The sequence below is a fragment of the Phocaeicola faecicola genome (assembly GCF_013618865.1).
Classification (GTDB): Bacteria; Bacteroidota; Bacteroidia; order Bacteroidales; family Bacteroidaceae; genus Phocaeicola; species Phocaeicola faecicola.
Genome location: NZ_JABSOE010000034.1, coordinates 1 through 19115 on the forward strand (window position 1 = coordinate 1; position 19115 = coordinate 19115).

Consider the following 19115-nt stretch of genomic DNA (forward strand, 5'->3'; position numbering starts at 1 on the left):
TATAGCACGAAGGTTCCACCTCTTCCCATTCCGAACAGAGAAGTTAAGCTTCGTCACGCCGATGGTACTGCAGACTGTGGGAGAGTAGGTAGTCGCCGTTTTATTCAGAATCCCCGGAGTGGTCAACGCCCCGGGGATTTTTTTGTTTATATACCTCTGATTGGTTGGTATGCTTCTGCAGCTCTCTGGATAGGCTTCCCTTTCGTCTTCCTTTTTTTATCACTATCCTGTGTAGCCTGTGCTGCCTGTAAGACATCTGTTCCTTGCGGAGTCCTTCTTCTGCTGCATGGATTTCTGCCGGCTTCTTTATCCGTCTTTTTCATTGCTCTTTCTGTTTTTTCCCCGAATCTCTTTTCCAAATATCTTTCTGATGCGTTTTTTCCAATAAAAATGACGGTTCGTTAAGGGAAATAAAAAAACATATCGTATCTTTACGACTAAAGCTGAAATAAATAAGTGTATTATGGTGATAAAAACAATATTAGATACAGATTTATATAAATTTACGACTTCGTATGCCTATATTAAATTATTTCCTAATGCAGTAGGCACATTTTCGTTTAAGGATAGAGACGAGACAGAATATACGGAAGGTTTTCTCAATGCCCTGAAGAGTGAAATTCACAACCTTTCCTTGGTGGCACTCCAGAAGGAAGAACTGGAACACATGTTCAAGCACTGCCGTTTTTTGCCTAGGGTTTACTGGGAATGGCTTTCCTCTTTCCGTTTCGACCCGGAAAAAATTGAAGTTTACCTGGACAAGGATCATCATCTTCATATGGAGGTGACGGATTACATGTATAAGGTTACCCTCTATGAAGTACCGCTCCTGGCGATTATCTCCGAAATAAAAAATCAGTTTTTCAACTGTATTCCGGACAAGGAGGTAATATTGAACCGTCTTTCCGGAAAGGTGGCCCTTTCGAATGAGCATCACATGCCATTCTCAGAGTTCGGTACCCGGCGCCGTTTTTCATTCGACGTACAGGAGACGGTAGTGGCTTATTTGAAAGAGCATGCAAATTATTGTACCGGAACTTCCAACTGTCACCTTGCGATGAAATACCATATGCTTCCGATGGGAACCCATCCTCACGAATGGTTTATGTTCCACGGAGCCCAGTTCGGATACAAACATGCCAATTACATGGCACTCGAAAACTGGGTGAATGTATATGATGGGGACCTGGGTACAGCCTTGTCGGATACCTATACTTCCGACTCGTTCCTTTCCAACTTCAGCCGCAAGCAGGCAAAGCTGTTTGACGGGGTACGGTGTGACTCCGGTGATGAGATTGAATTCATCGACCGCCTGATCCTGCGCTATAAGGAACTGGGCATAGACCCGACTACCAAGACCATTATCTTCAGCAACGCACTCGACTTTGATAAGGCCCTTCATATCTTCGAATATTGTAAAGGCAAAATCCGCTGCTCCTTTGGAATCGGTACGAACCTGACCAATGACACCGGATTCAAACCGTCGAATATTGTGATGAAACTTTCACGCTGCAAGATGAATGTCAACCAGGAATGGCGGGAATGTGTCAAACTGTCAGACGATATGGGAAAACACATGGGAAGCAATGCTGAAGTAGAAGCTTGCTTGTATGAGTTGCGGTTAAAAGAGTAAATATTGTATTAAAATATAATCATAAATCGTAAAAAACTGACATTTTATTTTGTTTTTTCAGATTATTCTATACCTTTGCAAACGTTAAATCAAAAAAGAAAGAAATGAATTCGTTGTTTATACATATTCTGCTGTGCGGTCTGATTATTATTCTATCGGTAAATCCGGTGGGAAAGTGAGCCCGTATATCTGAGTGTATGAACCTGACCATATAGAGCCTTTCCCACTGCGGTGTGAAAGGCTCTTTTATTTTTGATACTATTTAAATACAAAAGATATGAGCGACAGATTATTTATTTTTGATACGACTTTACGCGACGGAGAGCAAGTCCCCGGTTGCCAGTTAAATACGGTTGAAAAAATACAGGTAGCCAAACAGTTGGAGGCACTGGGAGTAGATGTGATTGAAGCCGGATTCCCTATTTCCAGTCCGGGCGATTTCAATTCGGTAATCGAAATTTCGAAAGCCGTTACCTGGCCTACCATCTGTGCACTGACCCGTGCGGTACAGAAAGACATTGACGTGGCCGCAGAATCATTGAAATATGCCAAGCGCAAGCGTATCCATACCGGTATCGGTACATCGGATTCTCATATCAGATATAAATTCAATTCGACACGTGAGGAAATCATCGAACGGGCAGTGGCAGCAGTGAAGTATGCACGCCGGTACGTAGAGGATGTAGAGTTTTATGCGGAGGATGCCGGCCGTACGGACAATGAATACCTGGCCCGGGTAGTGGAAGCCGTTATCAAGGCTGGAGCTACGGTGGTGAATATTCCGGATACTACGGGGTATTGCCTTCCGGAAGAATACGGAGCCAAGATCAAATATCTGATTGATCACGTAGACGGCATCGACAAGGCCATTCTGTCTACCCACTGCCACAACGACCTGGGAATGGCTACGGCGAATACCATCAGCGGTGTCCTGAACGGTGCCCGTCAGGTGGAAGTGACGGTAAACGGTATCGGTGAGCGGGCCGGAAATACTTCGCTCGAGGAAATTGCCATGATCTTGCGCTGTCATCATAATATCGACATCGATACCAATATCAATACGCAGAAGATTTACCCGACCAGCCGGATGGTTTCCAGCCTGATGAACATGCCGGTACAGCCCAACAAGGCCATCGTAGGACGCAACGCTTTTGCACACTCTTCGGGAATTCATCAGGACGGTGTGCTGAAGAACGTACAGACGTATGAAATTATCGACCCGAAGGATGTGGGTATCGATGACAATGCCATTGTACTGACTGCCCGCAGCGGACGTGCGGCACTGAAGCACCGCCTGCATGCGCTGGGAGTGGAGATGGACCAGGAAAAACTGGATAAGGTGTACGAGGACTTCCTGAAACTGGCGGATAAGAAAAAGGATATCACCGACGATGATATCATGGTACTGGCAGGGGCCGACAGAAACGTGAACCACCATATCAAACTGGAATACCTGCAGGTGACCAGTGGGGTAGGAGTCCGTTCGGTTGCCAGTCTGGGACTGAATATCTCGGGTGAGCACTTTGAGGCTGCCGCTACAGGCAACGGCCCGGTGGATGCTGCCATCAAGGCTGTCAAGCAGATTATCAAGCGTCAGATGGTATTGAAAGAGTTTACCATCCAGGCCATCAGCAAGGGAAGTGATGACGTAGGAAAGGTGCATATGCAGGTGGAATATGACGGACAGATGTTCTACGGCTTCGGTGCCAATACCGATATCATCGCAGCTTCTGTAGAAGCTTATATCGACTGTATCAATAAATTTCGGAAATAAAGAGAGAAATACATAAAGAAAACGAATATGGCGAATACATTATTTGATAAAATATGGGATGCTCACGTAGTGCAGCAAGTGGAAGAAGGACCTACCCAACTGTATATTGACCGTTTGTACTGCCACGAGGTGACCAGCCCGCAGGCTTTCAGCGGATTGCGTGCGAGAGGCTTGAAATGCTTCCGCCCGGATAAGATTTACTGTATGCCGGACCACAATACTCCGACACACGACCAGGACAAGCCGATTGAGGATCCGGTATCGAAGGCGCAGGTGGATACCTTGGCACGGAATGCGGAAGAGTTTGGTCTGACGCATTTCGGAATGATGAACAAGAAGAACGGTATCATCCATGTGGTGGGGCCGGAAAGAGGACTGACGCTTCCGGGAATGACGATTGTGTGCGGCGACTCGCATACTTCTACTCACGGAGCGATGGGGGCCATTGCCTTCGGTATCGGTACCAGTGAGGTGGAGATGGTCATGGCTTCGCAGTGTATCCTGCAGGCTCGTCCCAAAACCATGCGCATTACCATCGACGGCCAACTGGGAAAAGGGGTGACTGCCAAGGATGTGGCACTTTATATGATGGAGAAGATGACTACCAGCGGGGCAACGGGATATTTTGTGGAATATGCCGGTGAGGCGGTCCGCGGACTGACCATGGAAGGACGACTCACGCTTTGTAATCTTTCCATTGAGATGGGAGCCCGCGGAGGTATGGTAGCTCCGGATGAGGTTACTTTCGAATACCTGAAAGGGCGTGAGTATGCTCCTAAGGGTGAGGAATGGGAAAAGGCTCTGGCTTACTGGAAGACGCTCCGGAGCGATGAGGATGCGGTGTTCGACAAGGAGGTGCGTTACGACGCTGCCGACATCCAGCCCATGATTACTTACGGTACCAACCCGGGTATGGGAATGGCAATTACGGACCGTATTCCGCTGACAGACGGTATGGGTGAGGTAGAAAAGGCTTCTTTCGACAAGTCCATGCAGTATATGGGCTTCCGGCCGGGAGAGTCACTGCTGGGCAAACCGGTGGATTATGTCTTTCTGGGAGCTTGTACCAACGGACGCATCGAGGATTTCCGCGCATTTGCTTCGCTGGTGAAAGGAAGAAAGAAGGCCGATCACATTACTGCCTGGCTGGTACCCGGCTCGTGGATGGTGGAAGAACAGATCCGTCAGGAAGGTCTCGACCGGATTTTGTCGGAGGCCGGATTCGAAATCCGTCAGCCGGGCTGTTCGGCTTGTCTGGCCATGAACGATGATAAGATTCCTGCCGGAAAATATTCGGTTTCTACCAGCAACCGAAACTTTGAGGGACGACAGGGACCCGGTGCCCGTACGTTGCTGGCCAGTCCGCTGACGGCAGCTGCGGCAGCCGTGACTGGAGTGATTACCGATCCTAGAACGCTTATGTAAAAAGAAAAGATTATGAAACAGAAATTCAATATACTCACCAGTACATGTATTCCTTTGCCTTTGGAGAATGTGGATACCGACCAGATTATTCCGGCGCGTTTTTTGAAGGCGACCACACGCGAAGATAAATTTTTTGGAGACAACCTGTTCCGCGACTGGCGCTATCATCCCGACGGTTCCCTCAATAAGGATTTTGTCCTGAACGATCCGACTTATAGCGGACAGATTCTTGTGGCGGGCAAGAACTTCGGCAGCGGATCCAGTCGTGAACATGCGGCATGGGCCATTGCGGGCTACGGCTTCCGGGTGGTGGTTTCGAGTTTCTTTGCCGATATCCACAAGAACAATGAACTGAATAACTTTGTGCTTCCGGTGGTGGTCAGCGAGGCCTTCCTTCAGGAACTGTTTGATTCGATTTATGCCAATCCGAAGACAGAAGTGGAAGTCAACTTGCCGGAGCAGACCATTACCAACCTGGCTACCGGACATTCGGAGACATTTGAAATCAATGCCTATAAGAAACACTGCCTGATGAACGGGCTGGACGACATCGATTTCCTGGTAGAGAACAAAGACAAAATTGAGGCTTATGAAAAAGGGCAGGGCCGATAAGCAACTGCCTGAGAGTAGATAATAAGATAAACTGATTTTTATGAATAATCATCCGAGAATTGAGATAATGGATACCACTTTGCGTGATGGCGAACAGACCAGTGGTGTATCGTTCGTGCCTCATGAAAAGTTGATGATTGCTCGTTTGTTGTTGGAAGATTTGAAGATAGACCGCATTGAGGTTGCTTCTGCACGTGTGTCGGAAGGGGAGTTTAATGCCGTGAAAATGATTTGTGAGTGGGCAGCAAAACGGGACTTGTTACCTCGGGTGGAAGTGTTGGGATTTGTTGACAACAATGTGTCGGTCGACTGGATTTACAATGCCGGTTGCCGGGTGGTGAACCTGCTGACCAAGGGGTCGGAAAAGCATTGCCGTTTCCAGCTCAAGAAGAGCTGCGACGAGCATGTGGCCGATATCAAGAAGGTGGTAGCCTATGCCCGGGAAAAGGGGATGGATGTCAATGTGTACCTGGAGGACTGGAGCAATGGAATGAAGGATTCTCCGGACTATGTATTCCGCCTGGTCGACGGGCTGAAGGACTGCGGTATCCGTCGTTTCATGTTGCCCGATACGCTGGGAATTCTCAATCCGCTGCAGGTCATCGAGTTCATGCGGAAGATGAAGAAGCGTTATCCGGAACTGCATTTCGACTTCCATGCTCATAACGATTATGACCTGGCGGTTAGTAATGTGCTGGCTGCCGTACTGAGTGGGGTGAAAGGACTTCATACGACCATCAACGGACTGGGAGAGCGCGCGGGAAATGCACCGCTGGCAAGTGTGCAGGCAATTTTGAAAGACCATTTTCACGCCATTACGCACATCGACGAGAGCAAGTTGAACGACGTGAGCCGCCTGGTAGAGTCGTATTCGGGAGTGACTATCCCGGCCAATAAGCCCATTGTGGGTGACAGCGTCTTTACGCAGGTGGCGGGGGTACATGCCGACGGTGACAACAAGAATAACCTTTACTGCAATGACTTGCTGCCTGAGCGTTTTGGTAGGGTGCGTGAATATGCGCTCGGAAAGACCTCGGGAAAGGCGAATATCCGGAAAAACCTGGAAGGACTGGGACTGGAACTGGATGAGGAGTCGATGCGGAAAGTGACCGAAAGGATTATCGAACTGGGCGACCGGAAAGAACTGGTTACGCAGGAGGATTTGCCTTACATCATCTCCGATGTGCTGAAGCATGACGGAGCCAATAATAAGGTGCGCTTGTTGAGTTATTTTGTCACGCTGGCACAGGGACTGAAGCCGATGGCTACCTTGAGCATCGAAATCAACGGGCAGACGTTTCAGGAAAGTTCGTCCGGTGACGGACAGTATGATGCCTTTGTGCGGGCCCTGCGGAAGATTTACAAGGGAACCCTTAAGCGGAAATTTCCGATGCTGGTAAATTATGCGGTAAGTATTCCGCCCGGTGGGCGTACGGATGCGTTTGTGCAGACTGTCATTACCTGGAACTATGAAGACAGGGAGTTCCGTACGCGGGGACTGGATGCCGACCAGACGGAGGCGGCCATCAAGGCAACCATCAAGATGCTGAACATCATTGAAGAACAAACAATTGAAATCTAATATTTATAAGATACAGAAACTATGAACTTTAAAATAGCTGTTTTGGCTGGTGACGGCATCGGACCGGAAATCTCGGTACAGGGAGTAGCGGTCATGAACGCCGTATGTGAGAAATTTGGACATCAGGTGAGTTATGAATATGCTATCTGTGGCGCGGATGCCATTGATAAGGTAGGAGATCCTTTTCCGGAAGAGACGTTCCGGATCTGTAAGGAGGCGGATGCTGTATTGTTTTCGGCGGTAGGTGACCCGAAATATGACAATGACCCGACTGCCAAGGTGCGTCCGGAACAGGGGCTGCTGGCCATGCGTAAGAAACTCGGACTGTTTGCGAATATCCGTCCGGTACAGACTTTCAAATGTCTGTTGCACAAGTCGCCGTTGCGTGCCGAACTGGTAGAGGGAGCCGATTTCCTTTGCATCCGGGAACTGACGGGAGGTATGTATTTCGGTGAGAAGTATCAGGACAATGACAAGGCGTATGATACGAACTATTATACCCGTCCTGAAATTGAACGGATCCTGAAGGTGGGATTTGAATATGCCATGAAACGCCGCAAGCACCTGACTGTAGTGGATAAGGCCAATGTGCTGGCATCGTCACGTCTGTGGCGGCAGATTGCCCAGGAGATGGCTCCTCAGTATTCGGAAGTGACTACCGATTATATGTTTGTCGATAATGCAGCCATGCGCATGATTCAGGAACCGACTTTCTTTGACGTGATGGTGACCGAGAATACGTTCGGCGATATCCTGACGGATGAGGGATCTTGCATCAGCGGGTCGATGGGATTGCTTCCTTCGGCTTCTACGGGAGAGAGTACACCGGTGTTTGAACCGATTCATGGTTCGTGGCCGCAGGCTAAGGGACTGAACATTGCCAATCCGCTGGCCCAGATTTTGTCGGTGGCTATGCTGTTCGAATATTTTGATTGCAAGTCAGAAGGTGCTTTGATCCGCAAGGCGGTGGATGCTTCACTGGATGCCTGTGTCCGTACGCCTGAAATACAGGTGGAAGGCGGAGCACGCTACGGAACACGTGAAGTTGGAGAATGGATTGTAAATTATATTCGTAATTGCGCCGAATAAAAAGAAGGTCGGGCTGTATGAGTTTTTTCATTCATACAGCCCGACTTGTTTTTATGCCTTTACAGATGGGCGAGGGAAAGAGGACGGTTTCAGAACTTCTTGATCCGTATGTGGCAATAGGGTTCTCCACCGGTCTTCTCATAATAATGCTGATGATAGTCTTCTGCCTCCCAGAAGGTGGTGGCTGGGGTCAGCCGGGTATTCACTTCATATCCTTTTTGGCGCAGGATATCGATTACCGCTTCTGCTTCCTGCTTCTGGGTTTCGTTGAGGTAGAATATCTCACTCCGGTACTGCGGACCGATATCGGGACCTTGTCCGTCGGTCTGTGCCGGGTCGTGTATCTCGAAAAATACTTTACAGAGATCGGTATATGACACCTGCTTGGGGTCAAACTCTACCTGTGTGGCTTCGGCATGACCGGTGGTATGGGCCTTGACTTCCTGATACGACGGGTTTTCCTTTTCTCCGCCGATATAGCCGACTGTGGAACGCAGGACACCTTTGATTCTCTCAAACTGATATTGTGCACCCCAGAAACATCCGCAGGCAAATATGGCTTGTTCTTTTCTCATGTCATTCGGATTTTTTATATGAGTTTAGTAATTAAGTTGCAGGACCAAATTTACAAAATTGCAGGGAAGTCTCAGCATGTATTTACCGACTTTATTAATGTTTCTTTTATTTTAGGATTTCTCTTCTCATTTTATGTTAACAGAAAAGGCATTGTCGGAGAGAAAACATTATTTTTGCCGAAAATCATTTTGTCAATCATCATCTTACTGGAAATTTATGAAAAGACCGCTTTGTGTATGGCTCGGTTTCTGCCTGGCCGGAATAGCAAGTGCCCAATCTTACAATGAACTGGTGGAACGGGCGATGGATTATACGCTGAAGGACAGTCTGCAACAGGCGGAAGTCCTTTTTCAGCAGGCTTTGAAAATGGATCCTTCGAACGCCCGCAATGCGTTGCTGTTCTCCAACCTGGGAACCGTGCAGAAGCGTATGGGAAAGAACAAGGAGGCCATCGAGTCGTATACGCTGGCATTGAACATTACTCCTTATTCTACGGCGATGCTGCTGAACCGGGCGGCGCTTTATCTGGAAATGGGCTTGCTGGACAAGGCTTATGTGGATTATTGTAATGTCATCGACCTGATACCGGAGAATCTGGAGGCGCGCTTGTTCCGTGCTTATATTTACATGGACCGCCGGCAGTATAAAGAGGCCAGAATTGATTATAATACGATTTTGGCAACGGACTTCAAGCACCGGGAGGCTCGGCTCGGACTGGCTGTGCTGAACCAGAAGGAGGGAAAGTATACGGCGGCACTTGACTTGCTGAACTTGCTGGTGACGGATTTCCCGGAGGATACTTCCTGCCTGAAAATGCGGGCAAACATCGAACTGGAACAGGGACAGGGGGAGATGGCTTTGCTCGACCTGCAGAAGGTGATGCAGCTGGACCCGAAGGATACGGATGCCTGTCTGGTCATAGGGGATGTGCTGCTGCAGCTGAAGCGGAAGAGTGAGGCGCGCAAGGCGTATGAGCAGGCTGTGGAACTGGGGGTTCCGCGTGCGGAGGTGATGGAGAAACTGAAGCAGTGCCGTTGAGAAGAACGGCTCATTGCTTCAGAAACAGACGGATGACTTGTATGAAGTCTTTTCCGTATTTTTCTTTTTTGTATTCTCCGATACCGCTGATTTCTCCGAAGGCTTCCAGGGTCGCCGGCTTGATGGAGGCCAGCAGATGAAGTACCTTGTCGGAGAGTACGATGTAGGCTGGGATGGCTTGCTGGTCGGCGAGCTTTTTCCGCAGCAGTCGCAGTTCTTCGAACAGGTAAGGGTCTTCGTTCTCAAATTCCATGGGGGTGAGTACCGGCATTTCGGTCTTATTTCCACTGGAAATGCCTCTCCGGCCTGTCTGTCTGTGGGCTACGCTGAAGTCTTCCTGTTCTTTCCGCTTGATGACTACCATCCAGGCCGGCTCTTTTCCATAGAGTACGTTTTTTCCGGCTTCCGTAATTTTCAGATGGTTGTTTTCGTTATAGGCTATTTCAAAATATCCCAGATTCAGCATCTGCAACAGGTAGTCGTTCCAGTCCTTGGCGGGAATGTCCCGTCCCACTCCGTAGGTTTTCAGTTTATCGTATCCTCTTTCGAGGATCTCCTGGGTAGCACTCCCCCTGAGAATGTCGATGAGCAGACTGGTTCCGATACGCTGGTCGGTCCGTACGATGGCGCTCAGGGCCTTCTGTACGATGATGGTTCCGTCGAAGCGCTCGGGAGGATTTCGGCATACGTCACAGTTGCCGCAGTCGTGATCCATGGTTTCTCCGAAATAATTCAGCAGGATTCTTCTGCGGCAAATGTCTGCTTCGGCATATTGCTGCATCCGTTTCAGTTTCTCAAGGTTGATTTCCTGCTGGTTGCTTTCGGAGGCAAACTTGGACAGAAGCACGATATCTCCCAGTGAATAAAACAGCAAGGTTTCTCCTTTCAGTCCGTCTCTTCCTGCACGGCCGATTTCCTGATAGAAACTTTCGATGCTTTTCGGAAGGTTGTAATGAATGATCCACCGCACGTTCGATTTGTCGATGCCCATTCCGAAGGCTACGGTGGCACAGATTACCTGTACCCGGTCGTTGATGAAGTCGTCTTGCGCCAGCTCGCGTGCAGCCGTACTGAGTCCGGCATGGTATACGGCGGTTTCTATTCCCTGGTTCTCCAGTATCTCTGCCACTTTCTCCGTATTGTTCCGGCTCATGCAGTAAATGATTCCGCTTTCGTTTTTATGACGCCGGATGAATTCGATGATGGTACGTATCTTTTCTTTTTGCTGATAGCCTCGCTTGACGGTGAGGCTCAGGTTCGGGCGGTCGAAAGGTGACACGAAAATTTGAGGTTGTCTCATCGCCAGCTGGGTGATGATGTCCTGCCGGGTAATCTTGTCGGCCGTAGCGGTCAGGGCCACTATCGGTACCTGCGGAAATTGGGACCTCAAAACCTTCAGCTGGGTATATTCCGGGCGGAAATCGTGCCCCCACTGAGAGATGCAGTGGGCTTCGTCGATGGCGAAGAGCGATAGCTGGATGTCTTTCAGCAGGAAGTTGACTTCGGCCAGCAGTCTTTCCGGAGAAATATACAATAATTTTACTCTTCCCTGACGGCATTCGAAACGGATGTTGGCATTCGTCGTCTCATCATTGGTACTGTTCAGGGCACGGGCAATGATGCCGTTGGCCTGTAAGGCTTCCACCTGGTCTTTCATCAGTGAGATGAGGGGAGATACCACGATGGCTGTTCCCGGCATCAGCAGGGCCGGCAACTGGTAGCAGATGGATTTCCCGCCACCGGTGGGCATTAGTACTAAAGTGTCTTTGTGTGCCAGAATCTGAGAAATGATTTCTTCCTGTAAAGGGCGAAAGTGAGTATATCCGAAATAAGATTTGAGCGTTTTGAGTATCATATGTTTCAATATCGTGGCGCAAAGATAGCTGAAACTTTCCATTAAGTTTAAAAAGTAGATGTATTTTCATGCATAAATATAAAAATGGAAGGAAGTCCTGCCTTTTTTTGTTTTTTTATGTAAAAAGAAACCGGATTTTATTGTAAAATAGAAAAAGTCTTATGAAATTTGTATTTAAATATAAAGACGGATTTTTTAGAAAGACAAATGAACAGACAGATGAGGGATGAAAATGAAGTAACTGTAGGCTTGGACAAGTCGGCAGTAAAGAGGCCTTATAATTTGCGTGATACGAGTATGAAGAGCGCGGCCTATCGAGAGATGATTCGTGCTGAGTTGGCAGATGAATTATATGATAAAATCATGAATATCATCGTGCTGCAGAAAAAATATAAGGATCCCAATTATTCGGCGAAGGATTTGGCTAAGGAGTTGCAGACGAATACTCGCTATTTGTCGGCGGTGATAAACTCTCGCTTTGGAATGAACTATTCTTGCTTGGTGAATGAATACCGGATAAAGGATGCGTTGCATCTGCTGGTTGACAAACGCTATGTGGAAAAGAACATAGAGGAAATCAGTGCAATGGTCGGTTTTGCTAATCGGCAGTCGTTTTATGCGGCTTTTTATAAAAACATGGGGGAGACTCCAAACGGTTACCGTAAGCGCAAACTGGAAAGTAAATAATACGCAATAATTGAGCATTTTTTTTATCACTCAGAGCGAGAAGGCCATCCGGCTTGTTCTTCTCTGGGTGATTTTTTTTCTGAAAATTCCATCGAAAACAGTGTAGTGTAGAACTTAAAATTGAGACCGAAATGATGACTAAAGATACATTCGACTATGTAGTGGAGCAATTTGCCGATTTGCAGATTCTCCGGTACCGCGTTCCGGGCTTTGAGGAGTTGTCCCTGAAGCAGAAGGAACTGATTTATTACCTCTCTCAGGCTGCCCTGGAGGGAAGGGATATTCTTTTCGACCAGAACGGAAAGTATAATCTGCAGATCAGGCATTTGCTGGAAGCGGCCTATCTGCATTTTGAGGGCGACCGCACCACTGAGGAGTTCAAGGCTTTGGAGGTGTACCTGAAGCGGGTATGGTTTGCCAGCGGCATCCATCATCACTATTCATGCGATAAGTTTGTTCCCGGTTTTTCCGAAAGTTATCTGAAGGGAATACTGGACGGACTGGATGAGGCCTTGTTGCCGTTGCGTGAGGGAGAAAGCCGGGAGGCTATGTACGCAACCTTATTCCCGGTGATGTTCGATCCGTCGGTAATGCCGAAGCGGGTCAATCAGGCAGACGGAGAGGATTTGCTGCAGACTTCTGCCGCCAATTATTACGAGGGAGTGACGCAGGAAGAGGCGGAGGCTTTCTATGCCGGCATGAAGGATGCGGAAGATACGGAACCGGTGATGTATGGAATGAACAGCCGGCTTGTCAAGAAAGACGGTAAACTCGAGGAAGAGGTCTGGAAGGTAGGCGGTATGTATTCGGAGCCCATCGTGAAAATCATCGGATGGCTCGAAAAAGCCATGGAGGTTGCGGAGAACGAGGCGCAGCGTAAGGTGATTGCGCTTTTGATCGGTTTTTACCGCAGCGGTGACCTGAAGGAGTTTGATGCGTATTCCATCGCCTGGCTGAAAGACGTGGACTCAAGAGTGGACTTTGTGAACGGATTTATCGAAACCTACGGGGATCCGCTGGGAATGAAGGCCAGCTGGGAGTCTATTGTCAATTTCAAGGACCTGGAGGCTACTCGCCGTACGGAAATAATCAGCAGCGAGGCACAGTGGTTCGAAGATCATTCTCCGGTAGACGCACGCTTTAAGAAGGAGTGTGTGAAAGGGGTTTCGGCGAAAGTGATTACAGCGGCCATACTGGCGGGAGATCTTTATCCGGCAAGTGCCATCGGTATCAACCTGCCCAACTCCAACTGGATCCGGAGTGTACACGGATCGAAGTCGGTGACCATCGGCAACCTGACCGAAGCGTACAGTCAGGCGGCACGCGGAAACGGCTTCCGTCAGGAGTTTGTGTACAGCGATGTGGAGCATGAACTGATGGACCGTTATTCGGATATTACGGATGACTTGCATACCGATTTGCACGAGTGTCTGGGACACGGATCGGGCAAACTGTTGCCGGGAGTGGATCCGGATGCGCTGAAGGCTTACGGGGCTACGGTGGAAGAGGCTCGGGCCGACTTGTTCGGACTGTATTATCTGCCGGATGCAAAGATGGTTGCACTGGGACTGGTACCGGATGCTGAGGCATATAAGGCCGAGTATTACGGCTATATGATGAACGGACTGATGACTCAGCTGGTGCGCATCGAACCGGGATGTAATGTGGAGGAGGCGCACATGCGCAACCGGCAGCTGATTGCCCGATGGGCGTTGGAGCACAGTAAGGCAGACAAGGCTGTAGAAATCGTGAAAGTGGATGGAAAAAGTTTTGTCCGGATCAATGATTATGTCCGGCTGCGTGCGCTTTTCGGTGAACTTCTGGCAGAGATTCAGCGCATCAAGAGCGAGGGTGATTTTGAGGCTGCACGTCAGTTGGTTGAGCAGTATGGCGTACAGGTGGATCCGTTGCTGCATGCCGAGGTGCTTGACCGTTACCGGAAACTGAACCTGGCTCCTTATAAGGGATTTATCAATCCGGTATATACGGCAGTGACCGATGAGGCTGGAAAGATTACGGATGTGACCGTATCGTATACCGAAGGGTATGCAGAGCAGATGCTTCGTTACGGACGCGATTATGACAACTTGCCGGTAGGGGTGAGCTGTTGAACCGGCAGCCGGATAGTGGAAAACAGATGTTGAAAAGATTGAAAAGAAAAGAATGGAAAATATACAGATACATGATACCATCCGCGACATCAAGTCGCAGTTCCGTCTGTTCATGAACGGAGTGATCTCTCAGAGCATGCGGGAGAAGGGGATGGGATATAAATTGAATTTTGGAATTGAATATCCGCGCATCAAGGAGATTGCGCAGCGTTATCCGAAAGACCATCAGTTGGCCCAGGCTCTCTGGAAGGAAAACATCCGTGAGTGCAAGATCATGGCAACCCTGTTGCAGCCGGCCGATACATTTTATCCGGAAATTGCGGAAATATGGGTTGAGGATATGCAGTATCTCGAACTGGCCGAATATGCCGTGATGAACCTTTTCCAGTACCTGCCTTATGCTTCCGAATCGGCTTTCTGCTGGATGGCCGACGGACGTGAGTATTTTCAGTTGTGCGGCTTTTTGCTGATGGCGCGCCTGCTGATGAAGAAAATGAAACTGAGCGAGCGGGCAGAGGCGGAATTCCTCGACCAGGCTTTTACGGCCCTGGAAGACGAGTCTTTCCGGGTACGGAAGAGTGCGGTGCTGGCCTTGTGTAAATTCGGACTGCAGTCGCGTGACAACCGCAAGACCTTGGGCAAGATGCTGGGTGCGGCAGCCAAAAATGCAGGTCCGGAACTGGCCGGATGTCTGGATGAAATAAAGGCGGAAATCGAAATGGCGTAAAAGAAGTATTTCCCTGAAACCTGAATGAGGCCTTTTGATAGAATTTAATGGCGAGAACTTTTCTGTTTACATAAAAAAGAGTAACTTTGAACCCTGAATGTAATGAACCGATGGAAGAACAGATAAAAGATAAAGTAAAGCAGATTCTGACAGATTATCTGCAGAAGAACGGGCATCGTAAGACGCCTGAACGCTATGCTATACTTGAAACTATTTATTCCATCAAGGGGCATTTCGACATTGACACGCTGTATTCCTATATGGCGGAAAAGGAAAAGTTCCGGGTCAGCCGGGCTACGCTGTATAACACCATTATCTTGCTGATTGATGCGGGGCTGGTCATCAAGCATCAGTTTGGCAATACTTCTCAGTATGAACGTTCATACAATAATGAAACACACCATCATATGATTTGCACTTCTTGCGGAAAGGTTTCTGAATTCGAGGACGAGACCCTGAAGCAGGCAGTGGCCCAGACAAAGCAGAGGGGATTCCATGCTTCTCATTATTCGCTGTATATTTACGGTCTGTGCAGCAAGTGTATGGTGGCAAAACGAAAGAAAAACAAATAGATTTTATATAAAAACTGAAGAATCATGAAAGTAGATGTTTTGTTAGGTTTGCAATGGGGCGACGAAGGTAAAGGTAAAGTAGTGGATGTATTGACTCCGCGCTACGATGTAGTTGCCCGTTTCCAAGGAGGACCTAATGCGGGCCATACTCTGGAGTTTGAAGGACAGAAATATGTGCTCCGTTCTATTCCGTCGGGAATATTTCAGGGAAATAAGGTGAATATCATCGGTAATGGAGTTGTATTGGACCCTTCACTGTTCAAGGCAGAGGCCGAAGCACTGGAGGCCAGCGGACATCCGTTGAAGGAACGTTTGCACATCTCAAAGAAAGCGCATCTGATTCTGCCGACTCACCGTATCCTGGATGCTGCCTATGAGGCTGCCAAAGGTGCTGCCAAGGTAGGAACTACCGGAAAGGGTATCGGACCGACTTATACTGATAAAGTGAGCCGTAACGGTCTGCGTGTAGGAGATATCCTGCATAATTTCGAAGCCAAGTATGCGGCTGCCAAGGCACGTCACGAGCAGATCCTGAAGAGCCTGAATTACGAATATGACATTACCGAACTGGAAAAACAGTGGATGGAAGGTATCGAATACCTCCGTACTTTCCCGCTGGTAGACAGTGAACATGAAATCAACGGCCTGCTGAAAGAAGGCAAGAGCGTATTGTGCGAAGGTGCACAGGGTACGATGCTGGATGTTGATTTCGGTTCTTATCCGTTTGTGACTTCTTCAAATACGATTTGTGCGGGAGCTTGTACCGGTCTGGGACTTGGTCCGAACAAGATCGGTGAGGTATACGGAATCATGAAGGCTTACTGTACTCGTGTCGGATCGGGTCCGTTCCCGACTGAATTGTTCGATGAAACCGGAAAGACTATCCGTGACCTCGGACATGAATATGGAGCAGTAACTGGTCGTGAACGCCGTTGCGGATGGATTGACCTGGTGGCTTTGCGCTATTCCATCATGGTTAACGGAGTAACTCAGCTTATCCTGATGAAGAGCGATGTGCTGGACGGCTTCGATACCATCAAGGCTTGCGTGGCTTACAAGGTGAACGGTGAGGAAATCGACTACTTCCCATACGATATTACAGAAGGTGTAGAACCTGTATACGTAGAATTGCCGGGATGGAAGACTGACATGACCAAGATGACAAGCGAAGATGAATTCCCTGAAGAATTCAATGCATACATCTCATTCCTGGAAGAACAGTTGGAAACTCCGATCAAGATTGTATCAGTAGGTCCTGACCGCGCTCAGACCATCGAACGTTATACCGAAGAATAAACTGAGGGAGCCGCCAAGGCTGCCAAGGTCTGATAGATAATCAAGGAAAGGATCTGGTTGGCATCAGCGTATGTTAACGAGGTCCTTTCTTGTATAAATTATGAACCAGTTATTGAATTAGTATCCCTTATCTGATTAATTTAGTATCACTCCCATGATTTCAGTAGAAGGATTAAAAGTTGAATTTGGAGTAACTCCTTTGTTTCAGGATGTTTCGTTTGTCATCAATAAGAAGGACCGCATTGCGCTGGTAGGAAAGAATGGAGCCGGTAAATCGACCATGCTGAAGATTCTCTCCGGCCTGCAGTCGCCTACGGAGGGTACCGTTGCGGTACAGCGTGGGGTAACCATCGGTTATCTGCCCCAGGTGATGATTCTGAGTGACACACGCACGGTCATGGCTGAGGCCGAGATGGCTTTCGAGCATATTTTTGAATTGCAGGACCGGCTGGCACGGATGAATCAGGAACTGGCCGACCGTACGGATTACGATTCGGAGGAGTATCATGAACTGATTGACCGCTTCACTCACGATAATGAGCGTTTCCTGATGATGGGAGGAACCAATTACCGGGCTGAGATTGAGCGGACGCTTACCGGACTGGGATTTGACCGTTCCGACTTCGACCGGCCTACCAGTGAGTTCAGCGGCGGATGGCGTATGCGTATCGAACTGGCCAAACTGTTGTTGCGCCGTCCGGACGTGCTGCTGCTCGATGAGCCGACCAACCATTTGGACATTGAAAGTATCCAGTGGCTCGAGAATTTCCTGAAGATGAGTCCGGGAGCCGTTGTGCTGGTCAGTCACGACAGGGCCTTTATCAACAATGTCACCAACCGTACGATTGAGATATCCTGTGGTCATATCTACGACTATAAGGTACCTTACGATGAGTTTGTGGTCTTGCGCAAGGAACGTCGTGAACAGCAGCTCCGTGCGTATGAGAACCAGCAGAAAGAGATTAAGGATACGGAAGAATTCATCGAACGGTTCCGCTACAAGGCAACGAAGGCTGTACAGGTGCAGAGCCGCATCAAGCAGTTGGAAAAAATTGTTCCGATTGAGATTGACGAAGAAGATACCTCTACGTTACGGCTGAAGTTCCCGCCGGCCATGCGCTCGGGAAATTATCCGGTCATTTGCGAAGGGGTGAAAAAGGCTTATGGCAACCATGTGGTCTTCCACGACGTGACACTGACCATCAACCGGGGCGAGAAGGTTGCCTTTGTCGGCAAGAACGGTGAAGGTAAGTCTACCTTGGTGAAGTGCATCATGGACCAGATTCCTTTTGAGGGAAAACTGGTTATCGGACATAATGTACAGATCGGTTATTTTGCCCAGAACCAGGCACAGCTGCTGGATGAGAATCTGACTGTATTCGATACGATTGATCAGGTAGCCAAGGGAGATATCCGTCTGAAGATCCGGGACATTCTGGGAGCCTTTATGTTTGGAGGAGAGGCCTCCGACAAGAAGGTCAAGGTGCTTTCCGGAGGAGAACGGAGCCGTCTGGCGATGATCAAGCTGCTGCTTGAACCGGTAAACTTCCTGATACTGGACGAGCCGACCAACCATCTTGACATGCGGTCGAAGGATGTGTTGAAAGAGGCCATCCGGGATTTCGACGGAACGGTGATTGTGGTTTCGCACGACCGTGAGTTCCTGGACGGACTGGTAACCAAAGTCTACGAGTTTGGCGGAGGAGTGGTCAAGGAGCACATCGGCGGCATTTATGATTTCCTTCAGAAAAAGAAAATGGAGAGCCTGAATGAACTGCAGCTGTCTCAGTCGCCTGCAACACAGTCGGCCAAGGAAGCAGCAGCTCCTGTCAGCGAAAACAAGTTGTCGTACGAGGCCCAGAAAGAGCAGAACAAGAAAATCCGTAAACTGGAAAAGCAGGTGGCCGACTGTGAGGACAGTATCTCCCGTCTGGAACAGGAAATTCAGGCAGTGGAGGAGCAGATGGCTACTCCCGAAGGAGCTTCCGACATGAAACTGTATGAGCGTCATCAGCAGTTGAAACAGCAGGTGGCTAAGGCTGAGGAAGAATGGGAGACCGTATTGCTGGAACTGGAAGAACTGAAAGGATAATCTTTTGAAAATACGAAAGTTACTTTACTATTTATAAACAAAAATT

At 48.7% G+C, this 19115-nt stretch carries 15 protein-coding genes and 1 rRNA gene; 14 read left to right on the plus strand and 2 right to left on the minus strand.

What is annotated here, in order from left to right:
- The 7 genes from rrf to leuB all read left to right on the plus strand — a co-directional run.
- Positions 1–101 (plus strand): 5S ribosomal RNA (gene rrf, locus H3001_RS10460); the annotation flags it as partial.
- Between the two features lie 362 nt (positions 102–463).
- Positions 464–1633, plus strand: coding sequence for a nicotinate phosphoribosyltransferase (pncB, locus tag H3001_RS10470; RefSeq protein WP_181214883.1), 1170 nt, complete (start codon positions 464–466; stop codon positions 1631–1633).
- Positions 1634–1910: 277 nt separating this feature from the next.
- Positions 1911–3407, plus strand: coding sequence for a 2-isopropylmalate synthase (locus tag H3001_RS10475; protein ID WP_178243404.1), 1497 nt, complete (start codon positions 1911–1913; stop codon positions 3405–3407).
- Between the two features lie 27 nt (positions 3408–3434).
- Complete coding sequence (gene leuC / locus H3001_RS10480; protein ID WP_181214884.1) at positions 3435–4832, plus strand: 3-isopropylmalate dehydratase large subunit; 1398 nt, start codon at positions 3435–3437, stop codon at positions 4830–4832.
- 12 nt (positions 4833–4844) lie between these two features.
- Positions 4845–5444, plus strand: coding sequence for a 3-isopropylmalate dehydratase small subunit (gene leuD / locus H3001_RS10485; RefSeq protein ID WP_178243402.1), 600 nt, complete (start codon positions 4845–4847; stop codon positions 5442–5444).
- Between the two features lie 40 nt (positions 5445–5484).
- Positions 5485–7026 (plus strand): alpha-isopropylmalate synthase regulatory domain-containing protein, encoded by a 1542-nt coding sequence (locus tag H3001_RS10490; RefSeq protein ID WP_178243401.1) that lies wholly within the window; start codon positions 5485–5487, stop codon positions 7024–7026.
- Positions 7027–7047: 21 nt separating this feature from the next.
- Complete coding sequence (gene leuB, locus H3001_RS10495; RefSeq protein ID WP_181214885.1) at positions 7048–8115, plus strand: 3-isopropylmalate dehydrogenase; 1068 nt, start codon at positions 7048–7050, stop codon at positions 8113–8115.
- Positions 8116–8204: 89 nt separating this feature from the next.
- On the opposite strand, the gene msrA is transcribed toward leuB, so the two are convergent.
- Positions 8205–8690, minus strand: a complete 486-nt coding sequence (msrA, locus tag H3001_RS10500; protein WP_181214886.1) for a peptide-methionine (S)-S-oxide reductase MsrA — start codon at positions 8688–8690, stop codon at positions 8205–8207.
- Positions 8691–8907: 217 nt separating this feature from the next.
- On the opposite strand from msrA, the gene H3001_RS10505 reads away from it, so the two are divergent.
- Positions 8908–9729, plus strand: coding sequence for a tetratricopeptide repeat protein (locus tag H3001_RS10505; RefSeq protein WP_178243398.1), 822 nt, complete (start codon positions 8908–8910; stop codon positions 9727–9729).
- A 10-nt stretch (positions 9730–9739) separates the two neighbouring features.
- Here the strand turns inward: H3001_RS10505 and recQ are convergent, their stop codons facing one another.
- Complete coding sequence (gene recQ / locus H3001_RS10510) at positions 9740–11581, minus strand: DNA helicase RecQ (protein ID WP_181214897.1); 1842 nt, start codon at positions 11579–11581, stop codon at positions 9740–9742.
- A gap of 222 nt (positions 11582–11803) precedes the next feature.
- Between recQ and H3001_RS10515 the strand changes: the two genes are divergently transcribed.
- The 6 genes from H3001_RS10515 to H3001_RS10540 all read left to right on the plus strand — a co-directional run bounded on the left by H3001_RS10515 (position 11804) and on the right by H3001_RS10540 (position 19069).
- Entirely contained in the window at positions 11804–12271 is a 468-nt protein-coding gene (locus tag H3001_RS10515; protein WP_178243416.1) for a helix-turn-helix domain-containing protein, read from the plus strand.
- Positions 12272–12402: 131 nt separating this feature from the next.
- Positions 12403–14382, plus strand: a complete 1980-nt coding sequence (locus H3001_RS10520; protein WP_246368555.1) for a dipeptidyl peptidase 3 — start codon at positions 12403–12405, stop codon at positions 14380–14382.
- Positions 14383–14443: 61 nt separating this feature from the next.
- A complete protein-coding gene (locus tag H3001_RS10525) occupies positions 14444–15109 on the plus strand; it encodes a DNA alkylation repair protein (protein WP_181214899.1) in 666 nt (221 codons plus the stop codon).
- A gap of 110 nt (positions 15110–15219) precedes the next feature.
- On the plus strand, positions 15220–15681 hold the full coding sequence (locus H3001_RS10530; RefSeq protein WP_178243413.1) for a Fur family transcriptional regulator: 462 nt from the start codon (positions 15220–15222) through the stop codon (positions 15679–15681).
- Positions 15682–15705: 24 nt separating this feature from the next.
- Positions 15706–16977, plus strand: coding sequence for an adenylosuccinate synthase (locus H3001_RS10535; protein ID WP_178243397.1), 1272 nt, complete (start codon positions 15706–15708; stop codon positions 16975–16977).
- Positions 16978–17131: 154 nt separating this feature from the next.
- The gene (locus H3001_RS10540) at positions 17132–19069 is read left to right on the plus strand and encodes an ABC-F family ATP-binding cassette domain-containing protein (protein ID WP_181214887.1); all 1938 of its coding nucleotides are present in this window, start codon (positions 17132–17134) and stop codon (positions 19067–19069) included.
- Positions 19070–19115 lie beyond the last annotated feature (46 nt).

Bases quoted from the DNA above. Each gene is read 5' to 3' on its own strand.
- pncB (WP_181214883.1), top strand. From the start codon at position 464: ATGGTGATAAAAACAATATTAGATACAGATTTATATAAATTTACGACT.
- H3001_RS10475 (WP_178243404.1), top strand. From the start codon at position 1,911: ATGAGCGACAGATTATTTATTTTTGATACGACTTTACGCGACGGAGAG.
- leuC (WP_181214884.1), top strand. From the start codon at position 3,435: ATGGCGAATACATTATTTGATAAAATATGGGATGCTCACGTAGTGCAG.
- leuD (WP_178243402.1), top strand. From the start codon at position 4,845: ATGAAACAGAAATTCAATATACTCACCAGTACATGTATTCCTTTGCCT.
- H3001_RS10490 (WP_178243401.1), top strand. From the start codon at position 5,485: ATGAATAATCATCCGAGAATTGAGATAATGGATACCACTTTGCGTGAT.
- leuB (WP_181214885.1), top strand. From the start codon at position 7,048: ATGAACTTTAAAATAGCTGTTTTGGCTGGTGACGGCATCGGACCGGAA.
- msrA (WP_181214886.1), bottom strand. From the start codon at position 8,690: ATGAGAAAAGAACAAGCCATATTTGCCTGCGGATGTTTCTGGGGTGCA.
- H3001_RS10505 (WP_178243398.1), top strand. From the start codon at position 8,908: ATGAAAAGACCGCTTTGTGTATGGCTCGGTTTCTGCCTGGCCGGAATA.
- H3001_RS10515 (WP_178243416.1), top strand. From the start codon at position 11,804: ATGAGGGATGAAAATGAAGTAACTGTAGGCTTGGACAAGTCGGCAGTA.
- H3001_RS10520 (WP_246368555.1), top strand. From the start codon at position 12,403: ATGATGACTAAAGATACATTCGACTATGTAGTGGAGCAATTTGCCGAT.
- H3001_RS10530 (WP_178243413.1), top strand. From the start codon at position 15,220: ATGGAAGAACAGATAAAAGATAAAGTAAAGCAGATTCTGACAGATTAT.
- H3001_RS10535 (WP_178243397.1), top strand. From the start codon at position 15,706: ATGAAAGTAGATGTTTTGTTAGGTTTGCAATGGGGCGACGAAGGTAAA.
- H3001_RS10540 (WP_181214887.1), top strand. From the start codon at position 17,132: ATGATTTCAGTAGAAGGATTAAAAGTTGAATTTGGAGTAACTCCTTTG.